The sequence below is a fragment of the Propionibacterium sp. oral taxon 192 str. F0372 genome, from assembly GCF_000413315.1.
Taxonomy (GTDB): Bacteria; Actinomycetota; Actinomycetes; order Propionibacteriales; family Propionibacteriaceae; genus Brooklawnia.
On record NZ_KE340298.1, the window covers coordinates 262,545 to 283,177 of the forward strand.

Consider the following 20,633-nt stretch of genomic DNA (forward strand, 5'->3'; position numbering starts at 1 on the left):
TGACGCCGGTCAGGTCGCTCATGGCGACCCTGGTCGCGGCCTTGATGATGATGTTGGCCTTCGGTCAGCCCGCCCACGCCGACCTGCCGAAATTCCCGGATGGGTACCCACGGTCGGCTCCCTCCGGACAGGATGACAATGGCTACCGGTTGAACTTCGGCGGGCGGCACATCCGTGCTGATCTCTTCCGGATCCTGACCGGCCCCAACAGCCAGCCGATCCGGGCCTACTGCATTGAGTCCCGGGTCAGCCACCGCTACGACCACGGTATGAAGATGGTTGGCTGGGACGAGTTCCCGGGCGACAATGCCTTCAAGACCGACGCCAAGGTACGTGCCAAGGTCGCCTGGATCGCCAACAACACCTACCCCCAGATGAGCATCGAGAAGCTCCGCGCCACCTCTGGCATCGCGGGCCTGACCGAGAAGGAAGCCATCTCGGCCTCCCAAGCCGCCTTGTGGATGCTGACCGACGGGCTGTCGTATGACGGCGTCGTCGATCAGGTCTCGCCGGAGACCGCAAACCGGATCCAGCAGCTGGTCAACTACCTGAGCGGTCCAGCCAATACCGGTCTTGAGCAGACCGATGGCCCCACCGTCTCGGTCACCGGTCCGGATGATGTCGGTGTTGCTGGCAAGATGATCGGCCCGATCAGGGTTCAGTCGACGGCGTCCACTGTCAAGGTCGCAGCCTCCAACTACCCGTTGGTCGACGGCCAAGGCAAGGCGGTCGATCCGAATGCGGTCCCGACCCGTACCGATCTATTCGTCAAGGTTCCTGCCGGTACCCCAGCTGGCGAGGCAACCCTGTCCTTCGACGTGACTGGTGCGAAGTACGCAGGCAATCTGCTGGTCTCAAACTCGGGTCGCGCCCAGACGATCGTCATCGTCAGCAGCGAGGAGGCTCATGCCTCGGCCAATCTGTCCGTGAAGTGGAACGCTGCGCCGACGCCGACCCCGAGCGTGACACCCACGCCGACCCCGAGCGTGACACCCACGCCGACCCCGAGTGTGACACCCACGCCGACCCCGAGCGTGACACCCACGCCTGATCCAACAACCTCCCAGGCACAGAGCGGCCCTCGGAAGTTGCCGAAGACGGGTGCCTGATTCCGGAGAAGTCAGGGAGACAATGAAGTGGGTGGTGGGTTTTCCCACCACCCACTTGTCTTCCCCACCGATTTCCCGAACCAGCAATCTCGTCGGGGAACAGGATTAGAATCCCAGACGATTGAGTGCCTTCGGATCTCGCTGCCACTCGCGGATCACCTTCACCTTGAGATCCAAGTGCACCGGGGTGCCGAGCAGAGCAGAGACCTGGCGTCGAGCCTGCGTACCGACCTGTTTGATGTGTTCTCCCCCTCGACCGATCATGATCGGTTTCTGGGACTCACGTTCCACCACCAGCGATGCGTATATGTCGAGCAATGGACGGTCTTCTGGGCGGCCTTCACGCAGACCCATCTCATCAATCTCGACAGCTATAGAGTGCGGTAACTCGTCACGAACTCTCTCCAAAGCGGCTTCTCGAATGAGCTCGGCGACAAGGGTCTCGATCGGTTCATCAGTGACCTCACCGTCGGGGTACCAGGCAGGGCCCACATCGAGCATCGAGACCAAAGCGTCTGCCACCTCGTCGACCTGATCCATGTCCATTGAGGAGCAGGGCACCACGTGTTCCCACGTGATACCAAATTTATCTTCCAACTCAGCAATCTCGGTGAGCTGTTTGGCGATTCTGATCGGCGAGACCAAGTCCGTCTTCGAGGAGATCGCCATGAGCCGGGGTCGTTGCGGTAGCTCGGAGAGTTCCTTCACCAGATATTCATCACCTGGCCCGATATGCTGATTCGATGCGAAGACAACCCCGATCACATCGACCTCCGACCATGTGGCGTACACGAGATCGTTTAACCGCTCCTGAAGCAGCGACCTGGGTTTTGACAGCCCGGGGGTATCGATGAGCACGAGCTGGGCATCCGGACGCGATATGATGCCGCGCACCGCATGACGGGTAGTCTGCGGCTTCGAAGACGTGATCGCCACCTTCTGCCCCACCAGGGCATTGGTCAGGGTGGACTTGCCTGCATTGGGACGCCCCACGAAGCAGGCAAAACCGGAACGGAAGTCTTCATTCAGTTGACTGGTCATCGACTGCTCCTTCACCGGTGGTAGCGCGGCTCACCAGAACGGTGTCGATCTGGTGACGGCGGGCTGTGGTCTTCTCTGCCGTGATCTCCAAGCCGTTCCACGAGATATGCGCCCCGGGAATCGGGACACGATTGAGTTCCTTTGCCATCAGCCCGCCGATGGTCTCGACATCCTCATCGTCGAGGTCCAAGCCGAACAACGAACTCATGTCATCGATAGACATTCGCGCGGAAACCCGCCACTTCCCCGGTTCGATCTCCTCCACCAAGTCGGGCTCAGCATCGTACTCGTCGGTAATCTCACCGACGATTTCCTCGACCGTATCCTCAATGGACACCAATCCAGCAGTACCGCCAAATTCGTCGATGACGATGGACAGGTGATTGCGAGTGACCTGCATCTCTTTGAGCAGATCGTCGACGGGTTTGGAGTCCGGAGTGAAATGCGCGGGTCGCATCACCGATGCCACGGTCTCCCTGCGTTCTGCCTCCGGATGGTCGAAGATCCGTTTCATCAAATCCTTCAGGTAGACAATCCCGACGACATCGTCCAAATCCTCCCCTGCCACCGGGATCCGGGAGAAACCGGAGCGCAGTCCAAGTGACAGGCCTTGGCGCAAGGTCTTGTCCGCGGCGATCCAGACGATGTCGGTGCGAGGCACCATTACTTCGCGGGTGATGGTATCGCCCAACTCGAAAACCGAGTTGATCATCTCCCGTTCTCCTTCGGAAGCCTCGGCGATTTTCTCTGCCTCGGCGATGAACGGACCGTCGGTATAGCCACGCCCCGGGGTGATCGCATTGGCGATCCAGATGAGCAGCTGATTCATCGGCCACAGCACGGTGGCCACGACCGACAGCGGGCGAACGCACCAGCCGGCAACCCGTTCGGCGTGTTGTTGTCCCAAGGTGCGAGGAGCAACCCCCCAGGCGATGAAGGCGACCACCACCATAAGCAGGATAGATACCCAGATATCGGCCGCTCCCGCAGACAACGAATCGAAGATGACAGCCACCACGAGTACCGTCGCCGACACCTCACATAGACTGCGCAAAAAATGAGTGACGGTCATCTCCGGGGCTGGGTCTTCGACGAACTGCTGGATCGCCGCAGCCCCCGGAGCACCCTCTGCCACCATCCGTTCGGCTCGTTTCGGAGTCATCAGCATCAGAGCCGCCTCGGCGGCCGCCAACACCGCGGCAGCAATGGTCGCCACCACGGCGATGGCGACCATCAGCCAGTCGCCAGCAGTCATTTCCGGCGCCGCCAATCGGCAATGATCTGGTCGTTGAGTCCGAACATGACCGCCTTCTCCGCTGGCTCGGCATGGTCGTGACCGAGTAGGTGCAACAATCCATGGATGAGCAGGTATTCGATCTCCTCGTGCGGGTCTCGGCCGTTCTCGGGAGCTTGGGCGGAGGTGAACTGTGGACAGATAACGATGTCACCGAGCACTCCTCGAGGAGGCTCCTCTCCGTCCTCGGGAGCTCGCAGTTCATCCATCGGGAAACTCATCACATCGGTGGGCCCGGGAAGATCCATGAACCGCACGTGCAAATCAGTCATCGCATCCTCGTCGACGAACAAAATCGCGAGTTCTGCTGCAGAGTGGATGCGCAAGCTCTTCAAGGCGAACTCCGCCAGCTGTAAAACGCCGAGTTCATCCACCTCGACCCCGGATTCGTTGTTGATCTCGATCATCGATCGTTCTCCTGGTGCTGCAGCGAGGCGTGCCGGTCGTAGGCGGCAACGATGCGGCCCACCAACTGGTGGCGCACCACGTCGCGATTGGTGAGATTACAGAAGGCGATGTCGTCGACCCCGTCGAGGATGGTCCGTACGGCTCGTAGCCCGGAACGCTGCCCGCCGGGCAGGTCGACCTGGGTGATGTCGCCGGTGACGACGATCCGCGAGTTGAATCCCAGCCTGGTGAGGAACATCTTCATCTGTTCCGTCGAGGTGTTCTGCGCCTCATCGAGGATGATGAAGGCGTCGTTGAGAGTCCGTCCCCGCATATAGGCCAAGGGCGCCACCTCGATGACCCCACCGGTGAGCAGCCTGGGCAGCGATTCGGCATCAAGCATCTCGTGCAGAGCGTCATACAACGGGCGCAGATAGGGGTCGATTTTGTCGGTGAGGGTTCCGGGCAGAAAGCCCAGCTTCTCCCCCGCCTCTATGGCCGGACGGGTGAGGATGATGCGTGAGACCTTCTTGGCCTGCAAGGACTGGACTGCCTTGGCCATTGCCAAGTAGGTCTTGCCGGTGCCGGCCGGGCCGATCCCAAAGGTGATGGTGTGGGCGTCGATGGCATCCACGTACCGCTTCTGATTCATCGTCTTGGGCCGTATCGCCTTGCCCCTCGACGACAGGATGGTGTGGGTGAGTACTTGGGAAGCCGACTCATCATGATCAGCGGTTGTCATGGCGATCACCTTGGCGACGGACTCGACGTTGAGCCCCTGTCCTGTCCGGATGATCGTGATCATCTCGCCCAGCACCTCGACCGCACGAGCCACCTCATCGGCTTCTCCCGAGATGGTGATCTGATTTCCGCGCACCAGCAGATCTGCAGACAAGTCTCTTTCCAAGACCCTCAGGAACTCGTCGCCGGGCCCCACAACCCGCACCATGTTGATGGACCGCGGGACGACGACCGTACGTTCGGTTCTCGGGCCGCTCTCCGGTTCGGGCGCGACGGTGACTGCGCTGTGGCTGTTCGTACTCAGAACGGTCCTCCCTGATCAATGGGACGATCCTACCTGAGCAGATGCTCCAGTTCTCCCTTGGCGCGTGGAGTCTCAGTCATCCTCCCCCGTGCGGGCGAGGTCGTCCTCGTCGATGATGTGCATGGCGGCTTCCTCCGCACTGGCAGCTGCCCCGTCGATACCGACATCGGATGCAACGGCTTCGGCGCTGCCTCCGGTAGTGCCCACCAAACGACCGGCCCGCTTTGATCCCACCTGCCGTGGTTCGGCATTGGGATTCCACGGCCCCTTGTCCTTCGCAGGATCCGGCTCGGGGACCTCCTGCACCAGCCGCTGGTCGATGGTCTCCCCACGAGCCATCTCAGCAGCAGTATTGCCGTACCCCTGGGCAGGTGACCAGTGGTCCGGTGGGGTGTATCCCTCGTCAAGCACGTCATCGATCCCCCGGTCGATCAGCGAATCCGCTTGGGACAATTGGTCCAATTGCTCGGAGGAATCGACTGTCTCGTCATTGAATGCGGTGTGTTCACTCATGTCCAGATACTGCCACCATCCCCATCCCGGCACGGCCATTTCCAAGACCTCGGCGGGCCTGTTGCCTCAGCGGCGGGTGCCGGCGTAGAACCTTCCCAGGGTCTCGGTACGGCAGGCCTCGAAATCGCCGGCTTCCATGGCCTCCCGGATGGTGTCGACCAAATGCACGGTCCAGTACTCGTTGTGGATCGTGGCCAGGGTCGAGGCAAGCATCTCTTTGGCCTTGAACAAGTGGTGCAGGTAGGCACGAGTGTAGTGGGTGCAGGTATAGCAGGCGCAGCCTTCGGCCAGGGGACGGAAATTACGCCGATTGCGCGAGGTGTCCACGTTGTAGCGTCCCTCATCGGTGTAGATGGCCGCATTGCGGGCCACTCGTGAGGGGTTGACGCAGTCGAAGGTGTCGGCGCCGGCTGCGATCCCGGCGAACAGGTCATCCGGCTCCGAGATTCCCAGCAGATGCCGTGGCTTGTCCTCCGGAAGTTCCTCGGAACACCAGCCGACGATCTCTCCCAGGCGTTGTTTCTCGATGGCTCCGCCGATGCCGTAGCCATCGAAGCCCCACCCCTGGCAGGAAGTATCGAGCAGTCCACGGCATGCCCTACGACGCAGATCCTCGTACTGAGCGCCCTGCACCACCCCGAACAACGCCTGGTAGGGCCGGTGTCTGCGTGCTTGGGTCAGCGTGTGGTGCTCATTTAGACAGCGCTGAGCCCAAGCCTGGGTCCTGGCGACGGAGGTTTCCTGGTAAGTGCGGGTGTTCATCAAAGTGGTCAACTCGTCAAAGGCGAAGATGATATCGGCCCCAAGTTCATGCTGCACCCGCATCGATACCTCGGGGGTGAACCGGTGCCGGTCACCATTGACCGGGGATGTAAAAGTCACCCCGTCATCGTCGACATGCGCCTGTCTCTGTTTCCCGGCGGCGATCACCTCGTCGTTCTGCATGCCAGTGACGTCCATCGCCAGTACCTTCTTGAACCCGACGCCAAGACTCATCACCTGGAATCCACCAGAATCGGTGAAGGTCGGGCCGTCCCAGTTCATGAACCGCCCCAGTCCACCGGCCTCGTCGATGAGACCGGAACCAGGCTGCAGGTAAAGGTGAAAGGCATTGGCTAGCACAGCCTGGGCGCCGATTTCCTGGACCGCCTCTGGCAGCACAGCCTTCACCGTCGCCTTGGTGCCCACGACGATGAAGGCAGGGGTGCAGATCTCGCCATGCGGGGTCCGGATCACTCCAGTACGCCCCAATCCATTGTCGGCACGGCTGGTGATCTCAAAACCGAAGTCCTTGGGATCAGTCATCCACGTCCTCGGCATCGAGCTTCCCGTTGAGGGTCGCATAGGCCTGTTCAGGGGTAAGGAATCCCTCGCGAACCTGCTTTTTCAGCGCAGCCACATCCCGTCGGCGACAGATGAACTCCGCGACCAAGTACATGACCATCATCGGCAACGACAAGGCAAGCATGGAGAAAGGATCGCCGGATGGGGTGGCAACGGCTGCAAAGACGAAACAGCCGAAGATGGCCCCCACTCTTGCCTTGCGCAACTGGTAGGACTTGAGCAACCCGAGCATGTTGAGGAAGACGAGCAGCACCGGCAGCAGGAAAGAAACCCCGAAGACCAGCAGCATACGCATCTCCAAAGAAAGGAACTCGTTGAGATCCTGGAGATTCGCCACCCCCGCCTCGGCCACGGTGAAACCCAGCATGAACTCGAAGGCTTTTGGAAGGGTGATGTAGCCGACGGCCACACCGATCAGGAACAAGGGTATGGCCGACAGCAGGAATCGCAGGGCAATCTTGCGCTCATTCTTCAGCAGGCCTGGCACGATGAAAGCCCACAGTTGGTAAATCCACACTGGACAGGCTGCGATCACTGCTGCCAAACCGGCCGATTTGAGGGCCAACAACATCGGCGAAGCAACACCAGAGTTCACCACTTGGATCTCGGCATCGGGGTTGCTGGCCTGCACCGCTGCAGCAGCCACTTGATAAGGGTGCATGATCGCCTCGACGATGGGTTGGTAGAAGACGAAGGCGATGATGAACAAGACGACGATCGCAAGCACCGAGATCACCAGCCGGTAGCGGATCTCCCGCAGGTGATCCCAGATACTCATCGCCCCGTTCTCGTCGAATTCGGGGGGGCGCAACCACGCAAGACGCTCCCGCAACGATGTGCGGGAGCCCCTGGAGTCCCGTCGTCTACGACGGTCACGACCGGTTGACAGACTGTCCTCGACCGGTAAACCCACCTCAGCCATCCGGTAGGTCAGTTCTGGGGATGGTTCGGCTCGGCGATCTCGGCCTCGTGAACCTCACCGGTGGCCTGCTGCGCAGCCTCTGCGGTGGAGGTGGGAGTGATCTGGGGAGCAGCAGACGCCTCTTCTTCCTTGATCGCTTTGGTTTCCTCCTTGAACTCCCGGATAGCACGGCCCGAAGCCTTGCCGAGACCGGCGAGGCGGGTGGTGCCGAAGAGCAGCAGGGCGATGACGAGGATGATGATCAGTTCAGGCCATCCGACGCTGGGCATTATGTCTTCCTTCCGAATGCCGATGGTTCCGGCCTTTCCAATGGTATATGCGTGTCATGGCTGGTCACGAACAGCGGTTTCCCTTCGGGGAAATCGCTCAGCCGTAGTAGCCAAGGGCTTCCCGGGCCAATTCATTAGCCCTGGAGCGAGCACCAGATGGGGTGACCGCGAGTACCAGATCTCCCAGCCTCAACAGCAGCGCATCAAGCCATCCTGGATCTGCGACAGCCAGGCGCACGGTGAGCGATCCATCATCATAGGTACGGACCTCACGCACCGGATGGTACTCGGGGATCCACGATGCCTCGGGGGCAAGGTGCAGGAGCACTTCCTCGGGAATCTCGTCGAACCACCCGGTTCCCAGTGCAGGCAGCGATTCATAGGTCACCTGTTGGCTGAGAATTTCCACCTCAGCAATCCGATCGAGCCGGTAGATGCGCCAAGCCCTTCGCTCGTGGGACCAGCCATGCAAGTAAGCCACAGAATCCTTCAGCACCACCAATCCCGGATCCACCACCGGATGGGTGGTGGTCGAGCGGGCTGCTCCGTCGTAGGTGAGCCGAACCGCTTTCCCAGCATTGATCGCGGTCGTCAACCGGTCACGTACCTGCGGGTCTCCGCTGCGCACGGCAACTAGGACCGGGGCTTCGGCGCCGATGGCTCGCAACTTGTCGGCTGCACTTCGGGCAGCCTCGGCAAGCTCCCCACTGGCCGTCTCGGCGATGGTCTGCAGGGCAACCACCAGCGACATCGCCTCATCGCGCACGAAACGCAGGGGACGGGGCAGGTAGTCGGCATTGGCCAGGTGGATGACCCCATCACTTTTGACAGAATCCATGTCGATCTCGATCAGGTCATCGGGCAGGCCACCGGGGGTCCCACACATCCACAGCACTTGGAGATCCGCCAGAACCTGCTTGGCGGTGATCCCAAAGATCCGCGCAACCTCCTCGATACCGACTCCAGGATGAGCCTGAAGATAGGGCACCATGGCAAGCAGCCGGGAGACCTGTTGTTTCGAAGTGGTCATCACTCCTCCACGATCCGGCGGAAGTGGTCGATGATCCGAGCGCGAAGCTCGGGCGGGTCTACAACGATGAGGTCGGGGCCGTGAGCGATGAGCTCACCAAGGTCCCGTTCCGGGTTGATCTGGAGCCGGTAAGCGTCAAACCCTTCCGGCACCTGCGCATCGATAGGCTCCCCACGACGCCGCATCATGGGCGCACGCCCGACCCTGAGCGCCACCGTGACCTCGGCGGACCCAGTGTCGGTGTCAAGCAGGTCAACAACTCCCACCGCTGTTTCCGGGGCGTCGGGGATATCGAAAGCATCGCTTCTGCCAATCTCCTCCACCGCAGAAGTGATGCGGGCCAATTTGAACACCCGTGGCTGGGCACGATCCAGGTCGTGACCGATCAGGTACCAAGAATTGGAACGCCAGGCCAAACGCCACGGTTGCACGTTACGCAGGGTCTTGCCCCGGTATTCAAAGCGCACGACGCGCCGGTCGACGACAGCATGACGCAATGGCTCGAAGGCTTCCTCGGTGGCGGTGATCCTGGGGGCAAGAACCTGTTGCGGTTGTTCAGTGAAGTCCACTCCCCCGGCCCGCAATTTGGCAAGGGCGGTCATGGTGTCGTCGGCAGCCGTGGCCTGTTGCCACACGGTGGCTGCCAGCCCCAGGGCCGTGCATTCGGCAGGGGTGAACTCGACCGGTGGCAACTCAAAGACCTTGCGTTCGATGCGGTAACCGACCTCCTCGGATTCCGCATCCTCACCGACGGCAATCGGCACTCCTAGAGCCCGCAATTCATCCTTGTCACGCTCGAACATCCGCTCGAAGGTCTTGTCGCCTAGATTCCGGTAGCCCTCGATCACGTGTCTGATCCGTTCCCGGGAGATAAACCGCCGGGAGCCCAGGAGCAGGATGGTCAGATTGATCAGTCTCTCCGATTTCCGGGCAGCCATGGCGCCCATGCTAGCGACCGGTTGCGGCTACTGTGCCTGCATGACCGGTCGTTTTGCTCCTTCCCCGACCTCCCAACTGCATCTCGGCAATCTGCGCACCGCCCTGTTGGCCTGGCTGTTCGCCCGATGGGGTGGCGAGAACTTCTTGGTACGTATCGAGGACCTCGACCAGCAGCGGGTCCAGGCAGCAGCGGGTACCGCGCGCGACCAGTTGACCGATCTGGAGACCTTGGGCATTGACTGGGATCCGCCTGTGGTGCACCAATCCGAGAGGCTGGAGCTGTACCGGCATGCGGTTAAGGGATTGGACGTCTATCCATGTTTTTGCACCCGCAAGGAGATCGCGGCAGCCTCCCAGGCACCACACTCACAGCTGCGTCCCTATCCGGGAACCTGTGCCAATCTGTCAAGCATCCAACGCTCACGTCTCGCCGAGATGAGGCGCCCAGCAACCAGGGTACGCGCCGGGAATGCAATGGCTACCGTGCACGATCTGCATGCGGGCGAGGTGAGTGCCGTCGTGGATGACTTCGTCTTGTTCCGGGCCGACGGGACCCCCGCCTATAACTTGGCATGCGTAGTGGATGACGGTCTGCAGCGGGTTACCCAGGTCTGCCGCGGTGATGACCTGCTCGAATCAGCGCCGCGCCAGGGCTGGCTGGCCCATCGGTTGGGTTTCCCGGTACCCGGCTACGTTCATGTCTCGCTGGCGGTGAACTCCGACGGGGTACGACTAGCGAAACGCGACAAAGCAGTCACCCTCGCCGAGCTGACGGCTCTCGGCGCAAGCCCGGCCACAATCGTCGGGGTCTTGTGCGAATCGGCAGGGCTACCACGATGCAGCAGCCCCCAGGAGTTGCTGGAGGTCCTTCCCGGTTGCTGGTGGTCATCCCCACGGATGTGGCAACCATGGATCGTGCGGACCGATCAGCTCGCGGCTTGGACGTAGAGGATGTCGATGACGCAGGCCATTGCGCTGTTCGGCGCGATGGATGGATTCGGGTTCCCGGCAGGGAAGGCTTGGTCACCGGGTACAGTGACCAGCAGCCGTGACCCCACCTGCTGACCCTGCAAGGCCTGCCACAGCGCTGCATGGGTTCCCTTGCCATTGTCATCGGTGCCGCTGCTGGCGTAGTCGTTGTAGAACTCAGTGCCATCCCAGGTGACGCAGACTGCCTTCGAACGCACCGAGGCATTCTGGGGCACGACGGTACCGGATCCCTTGACCAGCGGCTGCACCACGACAGAGGTCGGCTCGGGAACCCCTGCGGTGGCGATGGTGGGTACCCCGTTATTCTCGGTGACCACTGGCAGACCTTCAGCAGGAGTGACGGTTTCACCGGAGGGACCAGACAGTTGGACATCCACGATGTCGATGGCGAACAGCAGCACGTCGGAGCCACCGATGCCCGCATTTGAATTGCCGTTGGGCCCGTAGCCATCGGCGGGGGTGATGGCGGTCACGATCCGAGATCCGACCTTCTGGCCCTTGATCGCCTTGGAGAAACCAGCAACCACGCCGTTCAGCGGGAAAGTGACGGGCTGACCGCCGCGCGCCCAAGAGGAGTCGAATTCCTCGCCGGTGGTCGCATTGATCCCCGCGTACTGGACCGAGACCAGCGTGTTGTCCCCGGTGACCTCGGCGCCACTGCCCTCCACAACAGTGCGCACCAAGGTCTCGGATACTGTAAACGGGTAGGGCGCATTGATCGTGGGAGCCGCCGCAGTGTCGGCGCTGACCTCAATCCCAGCCAAGTCGGCCAACGAAGCCGGGGATACCTCTGGGCTGGCCGTCGCAGAGGTATCCGTCGACGCCGCTGGCGATACGGACGGGGAGGAATCCCCACCCGATTCACCACCGCAGGCCCCCAACACCAAGGTCAAGGCCATCAGGCTGCCCAGGAAGGCCGCTTTCGTGACTGCAGGACGCGATTCACCGAAGATGTGCACCAGTGCAGACTACCCGAATCATCACCCTGCGCCTTCACCGGTGTGCGGGCCGTCGATTCAGGAATCGACGATGTCGAGTAGGGCTCCTAGCTCCTCACGAGTCAGTTCCCTGGTCTGCCCGACTTGCAGACGCCCGAGTCGCACCGGACCGACCGCGATCCGGGACAGCCTACGAACCGGGTGACCCACGGCATCGAACATCCGCCGCACGATCCTGTTGCGCCCCTCATGCAGGGTGACCCGGACCATGGAACGCGACTCCCCGCGAGTCATCAACTTCACCTTGTCCGGCTTGACCCATCCATCACTGAGATTGAGGCCTTTGGTGAGGCGTTTGAGAGTGTGGTTGTCGAGCAACCCTTCAACCTCAGCGATATAGGTTTTGGGAACCTCGCGGGAGGGGTGCATCAACTTGTTGGCCAGATCGCCATCGTTGGTCATCAGCAGCAACCCCTCAGTGTCGGTGTCCAATCGGCCGACGTGGTAAAGCCGCTGGTGGGCTGGCACGTATTCGTCTAGGGCGCGGCGTCCCTCAGGATCACTCATCGTCGACACCACTCCCTTGGGCTTGTTGAGCACCAGGTACAGATGCCGACGAGGTGCAGGGATGCGGGATCCATCGACCCGGATGGTGTCTCGTTGTGGATCGACCCGGGTACCCATCTCGACGACGACCTGGCCGTTCACCTCGACCCGCCCATCGGCAATCATCTCCTCCGCAGCCCGACGGCTCGCCACGCCGGCTTGGGCCAGTACCTTTTGCAGTCGGATTCCCTCGTTGTCACTCATTGGTGTCCTCCACTTCGTCCGGAATGATCGCCAGTTGGGCCAGTTCGGCCTCCAGATCACCCGCGTCGGGCAGCAACGGCGCGATCGGTGGCAGTTCATCCAAGCCTGCGATGCCCAAGGTTTCCATGAACAGATCAGTGGTTACCAGCAGTCCGGCACCAGTTGACTCCTCCGAGCCCGCCTCGGCGACCAACCCCCGTGACATCAGGGTACGCACCACTCCGTCGGCATTCACCCCGCGCACCGCCGACACCCGCGACCGGGCTACCGGTTGGAGATAGGCGATCACCGCTAAAGTCTCCATCCCCGCTTGGCTGAGTCGGTTCTGCTGGCCGGTCACCACCCAATCCGAGATGAGTTCGGCTTCATCAGGTCTGGTGGCGAATTGCCAGCCACCGGCCACCTCGCGTAGTTGGAAGCCCCGGTGCGTCGTCGTGTAGTGATCGGCAAGAGCATGTAGTTCACCGCTTACTTCCTGCACGGTCCGTCCCACGGCCCCGGCCAACGCAGCCACCGGGACCGGCTCGGTTGCCAGCAGCAGCAGCGCCTCCAAGTCGGGATGGACAGGGGTCTCAGCCATCGTCGGTCTCCTGTTGTTCATTTCCGTCGAATTCGTCCGAGATTTCCACCACCGCATCGCCCCCGGTCCAGATAACCTCCAGGGTGCCCAGTGGAGTTTCTTGCTCGAAACCCACTTGGTGGTTGCGGTACATCTCCAGCAGCGCCAAAAAGCGAGCAACCGTCGTGAGCCTGTCCACCCCCCGCACCAGTTCCACGAAAGTGGCCCGGCCCCGTACCCGTAGCACCGCTGCCACCCTCTGCGCCTGCTGGGCGACCGACACCTGCGGCAGGTGCAGTTGTTCCAAAGGCATGGTAGGGGGCTCGGCAACGGTGAAGACCTTGACCGCTATTTTGTGCAACCGTTGTGCCCCACCAGGAATCACCACCTTCGGCAACAGCCCCTTAAACTGAGGTTCGAGCCCTCCGGGGCGACCTCGCACGAGGCGAGCATCCTCCATTGCCGCGGCGAACCAGCCCGAAGCCTGCTTGAAGGCCCGGTACTGCATCAGCCGGGCGAACAACAGATCTCGGGCCTCCAGGACGGCCAAATCCTCCGGATCCTCAACATCGGTCCCAGGCAACAACCTGGCCGCCTTGAGATCCAGCAGGGTTGCTGCGACGAGTAGGAAACCGGATGTCTGGTCCAGGTCCCAGACCTGTCCACCGGCCTTCACGTGAGCGATGAATTCGTCGGTGACCTGCGACAACGCAACGTGGGTGATGTCCAGCTGACGCCTATTGATCAGTTGGAGGAGGAGGTCGAAGGGACCTTCGAAATTGTCGAGACGCAACACGAAACTGGCCGACGGGCCGATGGTGGGGCTGGTCACGACCCGAGGCGAGCAACGATCGAAGAACTGGGCCCTTTGGCGCGCAGATCGGCGAGCATCATGTCGATCGCCTCACGAACCAACCGCCCCCGGTCGGCAGACAGTCCCTGTGCACGAAGGGAAAGCCGGGCCTGCTCCAGTTCGAGCAGTTCCTGGGTGCTGACATAGACGGTAATCTTCTCGTCGTGACGCACCCGCCCGGTCGGGCCTGAAGACCTGTCGTCTTCTTCCGGCGGCGCGGCGCGGCGGGCCCGAAACAATTCGTCGGCGCCCGGCAGGTTCACACGGCGCGGCATCGGTTAACCACCTCCCTGGCCAGATCCCGGTAGGCCTGGGCTCCGGCAGAAGATGTTGCATAGGAGGTGATCGGTTCTCCTGCGACAGTGGTCTCTGGGAATTTAACCGTGCGGCGGATGACGGTGTGGAAGACCTTGTCTCCGAACGCCTCGACCACCCGATCGAGGACCTCCCGGGAGTGCAGAGTGCGGGAATCGAACATTGTGGCGAGGATGCCGATCATTTGCAGATCTGCGTTGAGTCGGTCGGTGACCTTGGCGATGGTGTCGGTCAGCAGAGCCACTCCCCGCAGCGCGAAGAACTCGCATTCCAAGGGTATGAGGACCCCATCGGCGGCGGTCAGCGCGTTGACTGTGAGCAACCCGAGAGATGGCGCGCAGTCGATAAGGATGTAATCGTAGCGGTCACGGACAGGTTCCAGCACCCGTTTGAGGGTGAGTTCGCGGGCGACCTCACTGACCAACTGAACCTCGGCCGCCGACAGGTCGATATTGGCGGGCAGCAGGTCCAGGCCGTCCACGACGGTGTCGAGGACCACATCGTCAAAGGTGTAATCCTTGGACAACAGCAGGTTGTAGATAGAGCGCTCCAGCGTGTGCGGGTTGACCCCCAACCCGACGGACAGCGATCCTTGCGGGTCGAAATCCACCAGCAACACCTTGCGGCCAGTCTCAACCAAGGCCGCACCCAGGTTGATGGTGGTGGTCGTTTTGCCGACCCCTCCCTTCTGGTTGGTCATCGCGACGATCTGTGCTCTCTTGGGACCCGGCGCAGGTGGAGTTACCTCCGGAATATGTGGCAAGGGTCGTCCGGTGGGGCCGATGCCGGGCGCTTCCAGGTCAAAAAGGCCCAACTCGGACTTCTCACGGGACTGGCTCATCGTCTGCTCCTCGGGTGGGGGTCGGTGGTGACCCGCTGTGGCAATGATAATAGTCGACAAATCACCATCCCATTCCGGAGGGTCAACTTCGTCGAGCCCGCGGATGGGAACTGACGTAGACCTCGCGTAGATGCTCGGCGGTGACCTGGGTATAGATCTGAGTGGTGGTCACCGATGCGTGCCCGAGTAGTTCTTGGACCACTCGCACGTCTGCTCCTCCGTCAAGCAGATGGGTGGCGAAGGAGTGTCGCAGGCTATGCGGAAAGATCTTCTGGGTGATTCCTGCCGAACGGGCCCGGTCACGCAGCACAGCCCACACCGATTGCCGGGAGAGCCGCATGCCCCTGCTGTTGATGAACAGGGCTACGCAGGAATGCTTGGCATTTGCCAGCATTGCTGGACGACCCCGCACCAACCAAGCATCGACGGCGGAGCGGGCAAAACTGCCTACTGGCACCACGCGTTCTTTGGATCCCTTGCCTAACAGGCGCAATCCCAGTTGCGGATCAGGCAGCACCCGGGTGAGGTCATCGACATCAAGCCCCACGATCTCCGAGACCCGGGCACCGGTTCCGTAGAGCAATTCCAGCAGGGCTCGGTCACGCAGCCCGATCGGCCCGCTGGTGTCGATCCCGTCGAGAAGTTGCTGAATATCCGCCACTGACAAGGCCTTCGGTAACCTCTTACCGGGTTTCGGCGGATGCACATCAGCCGCAACGTTTGTCATCACCACCCCTTCGGCCAGCGCAAATTCATGGAAGGAACGCACGGCGACGATGCTGCGGGCCACCGAGGCCACCGCCAGTCCCTCGGACATCAATTCGGCTTGGTGGGCCACGACATCGGAGGCTGTGATCTCGGCAAGATCTGTAATCTCAATGCGATCCAGGTATTCGACGTAGCGGCGTAGATCACGGCGGTAGGCGGCGATAGTATTGCCGGACAGCCCGCGTTCCACCCGTAGATGGTCCAGGTACTGGTTGATCAGTTCCCCGACGGGCACCGGGTTATACCTCCGTGTCCCGGTCCTGTTTTGCCCGGCGCGCATCCCACGGGGCATCCGCAGGGCGCAACGAATCAAGACGGCCGCTCACCATGGCGAGTTTGAGGGCCAATACCCCGTCAATCAGTGTCGGGGACTGAATCTGGCCCGCGTAGATCTTCTCGACGATCTCGTCAAGATCCATCCAGTACAGCCCCATGTCGATTTCCTCGTCAGCGATGGCGAATCCGTCGGGGCGTGGCACCGGATGCAGATCCCGTGCCAGGAAGATCCTGATGGATTCCTGCATGCCACCCGGGGATGTGAACACGTCGACCAGGGTTTCCCAACGATCGGCGGCAAGCTGCGCTTCCTCTGCCAGCTCCCGGCGAGCGGCCTCAATAGCCGGTTCGTCATCAACGTCGAGAATGCCCGCGGGCGGCTCGACGAGCCGGTACGCAACCGGGTGACGGTACTGGTGGACGACTGCGATGCGCCCCCGGTCATCCATGGCGATGACCGCGACCGCCCCGGTATGAGTCACCCATTGGCGGGTCATGGTGCCGCCGTCAGGTCGGGTGACCACATCCTCTACATAATTCTGAACCCGTCCAGTTGCCTTCACCCGTCGCGAGACGACGGACCAGGCTTCCCGGCGATCGACGAGATGGTCGTTCAATTGTCCTCCTGTCGTGTTGTGCTTAACGAATCGCCGCCCACCGGCATGAGCGACAGGTTCGGGTTCAACGCAGGGTTGCGTCCCAGGGCCGTTGTTTCATGCAGGCTTGGACCTGCCCGATGGAACAGCCCAGAGTGGTGAGGAAGATGGCCATGCGGATCATCAGCCCGTTGTCGGTCTGGTGGAAGATAGACAACCCGGGAAGGTCATCAACGTCGTCGGACAGATCGAAGGAGTTCTTGCGCGAATCCCTGGGCAAGGGATGCATGATGATGATCCCGGTGGCTCCTGCCCGGGCCAGGATCTCCTTATTAAGCAGGTTTCCTCTGACATTCGCGTTGGCCAAGACCTCTTCGGTGATGCGTTCCCGCTGGACACGGGTGGCATAGACCGCATCGGAACCGCTGACTGCCTCAATGACATCATTGACGACATGCACCGCATGACCGCGGGCCTGGGCGTAGTCGGCCACCTCGATAGGCAGTTCCAATGAGGGCGGGGAGTACACCTTGAAGGTGATCCCAGTAGCTGCCAGGGACAGCAACTTCATTAGGGAGTGCACAGTTCGGCCGTATTTCAGGTCACCAATGATGGCCACCGTGGAACCATCAACGGTGCGGCCCCGGGTGTCCAGCTCATGACGCAGCGTGTAGACGTCGAGGAGCGCTTGGGAGGGATGCTCTCCAGTGCCATCACCGGCATTGATCACGGGCACTAGCGATGCCGCGGCGAATTCGGAGACCGATCCCTCGTCGGGGTGGCGCATCACCAGCACATCGGAGTAGCCGGAGACCACCCTGGCTGTGTCGTGTAATGATTCCCCCTTGGCCATGGAGGAGAAGGAGAACCCGGTGGTGGAGGTCACCTCGCCACCCAACCGTAGGAAGGCCGATTCAAAGGATAGCCGGGTGCGTGTGGAGGGCTCGAAGAACAGAGAGCCGAGAATAGCCCCGTCTAGCACAGTGCAGATCGAGTGTCTCTCGGCGATGGGCCTGACTGCATCGGTGAGATCGAAGAACGACCTCAGGGACGAGGTATCGAACTGCTGGACACTCAGCAGATGACGTCCGGGACCGAAGGCTGGCAGATCACTCATCATTGCTCCTCACACCAACGTCGCGAGAGGAATCCTACTCCACTCAGCACGGGCGCCTGCCTCACCGATCCGCAGCTGCCATCGTGAGCAGGTCTCTGGCGTGCTGCAAGCCGGATGCACTGTCTACCAGCCCACCCATCATCCGGGCGAGTTCGGCTTCCCGGCCTGCCTCGTCTAGGCAACGCAAGTCAGAAGTGGTGACCTGGCCGGTGGACGACTTGGCAACCACCCAGTGAGTTCCGGCGAAGGCTGCGACCTGCGCCAAGTGAGTCACCACGATCACCTGCGAGTTGTGGGCCAAGGCGGCCAGTCGCCGTCCGATTTCCACCCCGACTTCGCCTCCGACCCCGGCATCCACCTCGTCAAAGACGAAGACGTGCCCGGGATCACCAGCGGCGAGGACCACCTCAAGGGCCAAGCGGACCCGAGACAGCTCACCGCCGGAAGCGACCTTCGCCAAGGGTTGCATCTGGGATCCGGGGTTGGCAGCGAATAAGAGGTGAACCTGCTCCATCCCCCATGCAGTTGGTTCTTCGGTGGGTTCGAGACTGAATTCGAGTCTGGCGTGGGGCATGGCAAGCGCGGCCAATTCCTCCTGAACCCGGGCGGTCAGCCGGTCGGCGGCTTGTTTGCGCAACCCAGTCAACTCTGCCCCCGCCGAGGCCAGTTGTTCCCCGAGCCTGCCAATCTGCTCGTCGATTTCAGCAAGACGAGCGTCGTCGTCGGTGAGGCCGTCGAGTTCTGTGCGTGCCTGCTCGGCCCAAGTGAGTACTTCGGCGATAGTCGCTCCGTATTTGCGAAACAAACCAGCCAACCGCGCCCGGCGCTCCATCACGGCCTCAAGGCGGATGGGATCTGCCTCCAATCCATCGCGATACTCGACGGCCCGCAGTGCGAGATCATTCACCTGTTGCAGAACGTCCTGGGCGAGAACCGCGAACTCCGGCTGCGTTTCGTCAAGGTGAGCGATCTGTTCGATGGCCTTGCGGGCCACACCTACCAAGCCCATCGCCCCGGGCTCATCAGGGTCACCGTCATCGGCCCCGGTGAGAGCCCGGGCTGCCTGCGAAGCGAGTAGCCGCAGTTCATCGACCTCTTGTAGCCGGGCAGCCTCTGCACCGAGGGCTTCGTCCTCACCGATCTGTGGGTCGATGGCTTCGATCTCGTCGAGCCCGAAACGCAGCATGTCGGCACGTTGTGCGCGGGCCCGGGCATTGTTCACCAAGTCATCACGCTGGGCGATGAGGCGGGCACGTCGCATGAAAAGACTGCGATGGGTTTCGAGCACGGTGGCGAGTTGCTCGCCTCCTGCGAGATCCAACACCTCCCGTTGACGTGCGGGAGAGCCGAGCCGGACTTGTTCAGACTGCCCATGAATCGTCACAAGTTCTCCGGTGACCTCGACCAGCCGCGCCAGCGGCGTCTGGGCTCCCCCGACGGCGGCCCGGGAGCGCCCCTTCGAGGAGATCTGGCGGGCCACGATCAGTTCGCCCTCGTCGATCTCTCCCCCGATCTCGGCGATGGTCTGCGCAATGCGGGCAGTACCGGTAAACCGGCCCTCCACCAAGGCCCGGTCGCAGCCACTGCGTACCACCGCTGCGTCGCCACGTTGTCCAAGCAACATGCCGATACCGGAAACAATCATCGTCTTACCCGCTCCGGTCTCTCCGGTGATGACGGTCATCCCGGGGTCTGGTTCGATCATTGCATCGGCGATGACGCCAAGATCACGGATGTGCAGTTCAGTGAGCATCTGAACGTGACACCCCACGGAACCCGTCGATGCGCAGATCGAATTTCTTGACCAACCGGGAAGTGAAGGGCTGTTCACCCAGCCGTGCCATGAGCAGCGAGCGTGGGCCGCGTTCAACGCGAATCCGGGATCCAGGCCCCAAGTCGACTGAACGGCGACCGTCGCACCAGGCTATCGCTTGAGCCGCCAGGTCATCGGTGATCGTGATGTCGACAACACATGTGGGGTTGACAACCATCGGGCGGGCGAACAGAGCATGGGCAGCCATGGGTACTACGAGCATCGCCTGCACGTCGGGCCAGATGACCGGACCACCGACGGAGAAGGCGTAGGCGGTGGATCCAGTAGGTGTGGCTACGATCATGCCGTCGCATCCCCACCGTGACACCGGTCGGCGGTCGAGCTCTACCAAGACGTCGAGCATCTTCTCCCGGGCCGCCTTCTCGATGGAGACTTCGTTGATCGCAAATGATTCCCACACAACCACACCGCTGGCATCATGCACCTGCACAGACGTGGTCAGCCGCTGCTCCACTTGGTAGGAACGACCGACCACCTCATCGACGAGCTTGTCGACATCATGGGACTCGAGTTCGGCGAGGAAACCAACATGGCCGAGGTTCACTCCGAGCAACGGGATACCGAACGGCAAAACCGCCTCCGCGGCGTACAGGATTGTTCCGTCGCCACCGAAGACGACAACGAGTTCGATGCCCAAGGTGGCGAGTTCGGTGGCATCGACCCGGCCGATTGATGTCTCCGGGCCCATGGCAGCAGACAACTCATCTGCCCGGTCACCGATCACATGGCATCCAATGCCGTTGGTAATCATCCCCCGCACGAACTGCACCGCCACGGTGAGAGCCTCAGCCCGTCCCGTGTGCAGCACGATGCCCACTTGTCGTTCATCGCTCACCCCGGAAA

The 20,633-nt window shown here is 61.6% G+C and carries 23 protein-coding genes; 2 read left to right on the top strand and 21 right to left on the bottom strand.

What is annotated here, in order from left to right:
* The first annotated feature begins 20 nt into the window (after nucleotides 1-20).
* Nucleotides 21-1,109: a thioester domain-containing protein gene (locus HMPREF1531_RS12450; RefSeq protein ID WP_036899499.1), complete on the top strand. Its 1,089-nt coding sequence runs from the start codon at nucleotides 21-23 to the stop codon at nucleotides 1,107-1,109.
* A 105-nt stretch (nucleotides 1,110-1,214) separates the two neighbouring features.
* On the opposite strand, the gene era is transcribed toward HMPREF1531_RS12450, so the two are convergent.
* The 10 genes from era to HMPREF1531_RS12500 all read right to left on the bottom strand — a co-directional run bounded on the left by era (nucleotide 1,215) and on the right by HMPREF1531_RS12500 (nucleotide 9,892).
* On the bottom strand, nucleotides 1,215-2,150 hold the full coding sequence (gene era, locus HMPREF1531_RS12455; RefSeq protein ID WP_016670319.1) for a GTPase Era: 936 nt from the start codon (nucleotides 2,148-2,150) through the stop codon (nucleotides 1,215-1,217).
* Nucleotides 2,131-3,405, bottom strand: a complete 1,275-nt coding sequence (locus tag HMPREF1531_RS12460) for a hemolysin family protein (RefSeq protein WP_016670320.1) — start codon at nucleotides 3,403-3,405, stop codon at nucleotides 2,131-2,133. The genes era and HMPREF1531_RS12460 overlap by 20 nt, the downstream gene beginning before the upstream one ends.
* Nucleotides 3,402-3,851: an rRNA maturation RNase YbeY gene (gene ybeY / locus HMPREF1531_RS12465; RefSeq protein WP_016670321.1), complete on the bottom strand. Its 450-nt coding sequence runs from the start codon at nucleotides 3,849-3,851 to the stop codon at nucleotides 3,402-3,404. Before ybeY ends, HMPREF1531_RS12460 begins: the two co-directional genes overlap by 4 nt.
* Nucleotides 3,848-4,780: a PhoH family protein gene (locus tag HMPREF1531_RS12470; RefSeq protein WP_016670322.1), complete on the bottom strand. Its 933-nt coding sequence runs from the start codon at nucleotides 4,778-4,780 to the stop codon at nucleotides 3,848-3,850. The genes ybeY and HMPREF1531_RS12470 overlap by 4 nt, the downstream gene beginning before the upstream one ends.
* Nucleotides 4,781-4,948: 168 nt before the next feature.
* Nucleotides 4,949-5,389 carry a DUF5709 domain-containing protein gene (locus HMPREF1531_RS12475; protein ID WP_036899663.1) on the bottom strand — a complete coding sequence of 147 codons (441 nt, stop codon included), beginning with the start codon at nucleotides 5,387-5,389 and terminating at the stop codon, nucleotides 4,949-4,951.
* 66 nt (nucleotides 5,390-5,455) lie between these two features.
* Nucleotides 5,456-6,694, bottom strand: coding sequence for a tRNA guanosine(34) transglycosylase Tgt (gene tgt, locus HMPREF1531_RS12480; RefSeq protein ID WP_016670324.1), 1,239 nt, complete (start codon nucleotides 6,692-6,694; stop codon nucleotides 5,456-5,458).
* Nucleotides 6,687-7,655 (bottom strand): twin-arginine translocase subunit TatC, encoded by a 969-nt coding sequence (gene tatC / locus HMPREF1531_RS12485; RefSeq protein WP_016670325.1) that lies wholly within the window; start codon nucleotides 7,653-7,655, stop codon nucleotides 6,687-6,689. The genes tgt and tatC overlap by 8 nt, the downstream gene beginning before the upstream one ends.
* Before the next feature lie 8 nt (nucleotides 7,656-7,663).
* Nucleotides 7,664-7,924 (bottom strand): twin-arginine translocase TatA/TatE family subunit, encoded by a 261-nt coding sequence (gene tatA, locus HMPREF1531_RS14340; protein ID WP_016670326.1) that lies wholly within the window; start codon nucleotides 7,922-7,924, stop codon nucleotides 7,664-7,666.
* Nucleotides 7,925-8,021: 97 nt separating this feature from the next.
* The gene (locus HMPREF1531_RS12495) at nucleotides 8,022-8,954 is read right to left on the bottom strand and encodes a helix-turn-helix transcriptional regulator (protein WP_016670327.1); all 933 of its coding nucleotides are present in this window, start codon (nucleotides 8,952-8,954) and stop codon (nucleotides 8,022-8,024) included.
* Nucleotides 8,954-9,892 carry a helix-turn-helix transcriptional regulator gene (locus HMPREF1531_RS12500; protein WP_036899504.1) on the bottom strand — a complete coding sequence of 313 codons (939 nt, stop codon included), beginning with the start codon at nucleotides 9,890-9,892 and terminating at the stop codon, nucleotides 8,954-8,956. Before HMPREF1531_RS12500 ends, HMPREF1531_RS12495 begins: the two co-directional genes overlap by 1 nt.
* A 40-nt stretch (nucleotides 9,893-9,932) precedes the next feature.
* Here HMPREF1531_RS12500 and gluQRS point away from each other — a divergent pair, with 40 nt between their 5' ends.
* Nucleotides 9,933-10,841: a tRNA glutamyl-Q(34) synthetase GluQRS gene (gene gluQRS / locus HMPREF1531_RS12505; protein WP_156860336.1), complete on the top strand. Its 909-nt coding sequence runs from the start codon at nucleotides 9,933-9,935 to the stop codon at nucleotides 10,839-10,841.
* On the opposite strand, the gene HMPREF1531_RS12510 is transcribed toward gluQRS, so the two are convergent.
* The 11 genes from HMPREF1531_RS12510 to HMPREF1531_RS12560 form a co-directional block, all read right to left on the bottom strand.
* The gene (locus tag HMPREF1531_RS12510; protein ID WP_016670330.1) at nucleotides 10,820-11,842 is read right to left on the bottom strand and encodes an FKBP-type peptidyl-prolyl cis-trans isomerase; all 1,023 of its coding nucleotides are present in this window, start codon (nucleotides 11,840-11,842) and stop codon (nucleotides 10,820-10,822) included. The genes gluQRS and HMPREF1531_RS12510 overlap by 22 nt on opposite strands.
* Before the next feature lie 57 nt (nucleotides 11,843-11,899).
* Nucleotides 11,900-12,631, bottom strand: coding sequence for a pseudouridine synthase (locus tag HMPREF1531_RS12515; RefSeq protein WP_016670331.1), 732 nt, complete (start codon nucleotides 12,629-12,631; stop codon nucleotides 11,900-11,902).
* Nucleotides 12,624-13,211 (bottom strand): SMC-Scp complex subunit ScpB, encoded by a 588-nt coding sequence (scpB, locus tag HMPREF1531_RS12520; RefSeq protein WP_016670332.1) that lies wholly within the window; start codon nucleotides 13,209-13,211, stop codon nucleotides 12,624-12,626. Before scpB ends, HMPREF1531_RS12515 begins: the two co-directional genes overlap by 8 nt.
* Nucleotides 13,204-14,022 (bottom strand): segregation and condensation protein A, encoded by an 819-nt coding sequence (locus HMPREF1531_RS12525; protein ID WP_016670333.1) that lies wholly within the window; start codon nucleotides 14,020-14,022, stop codon nucleotides 13,204-13,206. Before HMPREF1531_RS12525 ends, scpB begins: the two co-directional genes overlap by 8 nt.
* Nucleotides 14,019-14,318, bottom strand: a complete 300-nt coding sequence (locus HMPREF1531_RS12530; RefSeq protein WP_016670334.1) for a hypothetical protein — start codon at nucleotides 14,316-14,318, stop codon at nucleotides 14,019-14,021. Before HMPREF1531_RS12530 ends, HMPREF1531_RS12525 begins: the two co-directional genes overlap by 4 nt.
* A complete protein-coding gene (locus HMPREF1531_RS12535; protein WP_016670335.1) occupies nucleotides 14,303-15,199 on the bottom strand; it encodes a ParA family protein in 897 nt (298 codons plus the stop codon). The genes HMPREF1531_RS12530 and HMPREF1531_RS12535 overlap by 16 nt, the downstream gene beginning before the upstream one ends.
* An 82-nt stretch (nucleotides 15,200-15,281) precedes the next feature.
* Nucleotides 15,282-16,202 carry a site-specific tyrosine recombinase XerD gene (gene xerD, locus HMPREF1531_RS12540; RefSeq protein WP_016670336.1) on the bottom strand — a complete coding sequence of 307 codons (921 nt, stop codon included), beginning with the start codon at nucleotides 16,200-16,202 and terminating at the stop codon, nucleotides 15,282-15,284.
* A gap of 4 nt (nucleotides 16,203-16,206) precedes the next feature.
* Nucleotides 16,207-16,860 (bottom strand): NUDIX domain-containing protein, encoded by a 654-nt coding sequence (locus tag HMPREF1531_RS12545; protein WP_016670337.1) that lies wholly within the window; start codon nucleotides 16,858-16,860, stop codon nucleotides 16,207-16,209.
* A 64-nt stretch (nucleotides 16,861-16,924) separates the two neighbouring features.
* Entirely contained in the window at nucleotides 16,925-17,956 is a 1,032-nt protein-coding gene (gene pyrB, locus HMPREF1531_RS12550) for an aspartate carbamoyltransferase (protein ID WP_016670338.1), read from the bottom strand.
* A gap of 61 nt (nucleotides 17,957-18,017) precedes the next feature.
* Entirely contained in the window at nucleotides 18,018-19,709 is a 1,692-nt protein-coding gene (gene recN, locus HMPREF1531_RS12555; protein WP_016670339.1) for a DNA repair protein RecN, read from the bottom strand.
* On the bottom strand, nucleotides 19,699-20,625 hold the full coding sequence (locus HMPREF1531_RS12560) for an NAD kinase (RefSeq protein ID WP_016670340.1): 927 nt from the start codon (nucleotides 20,623-20,625) through the stop codon (nucleotides 19,699-19,701). Before HMPREF1531_RS12560 ends, recN begins: the two co-directional genes overlap by 11 nt.
* Between the last annotated feature and the right edge of the window lie 8 nt (nucleotides 20,626-20,633).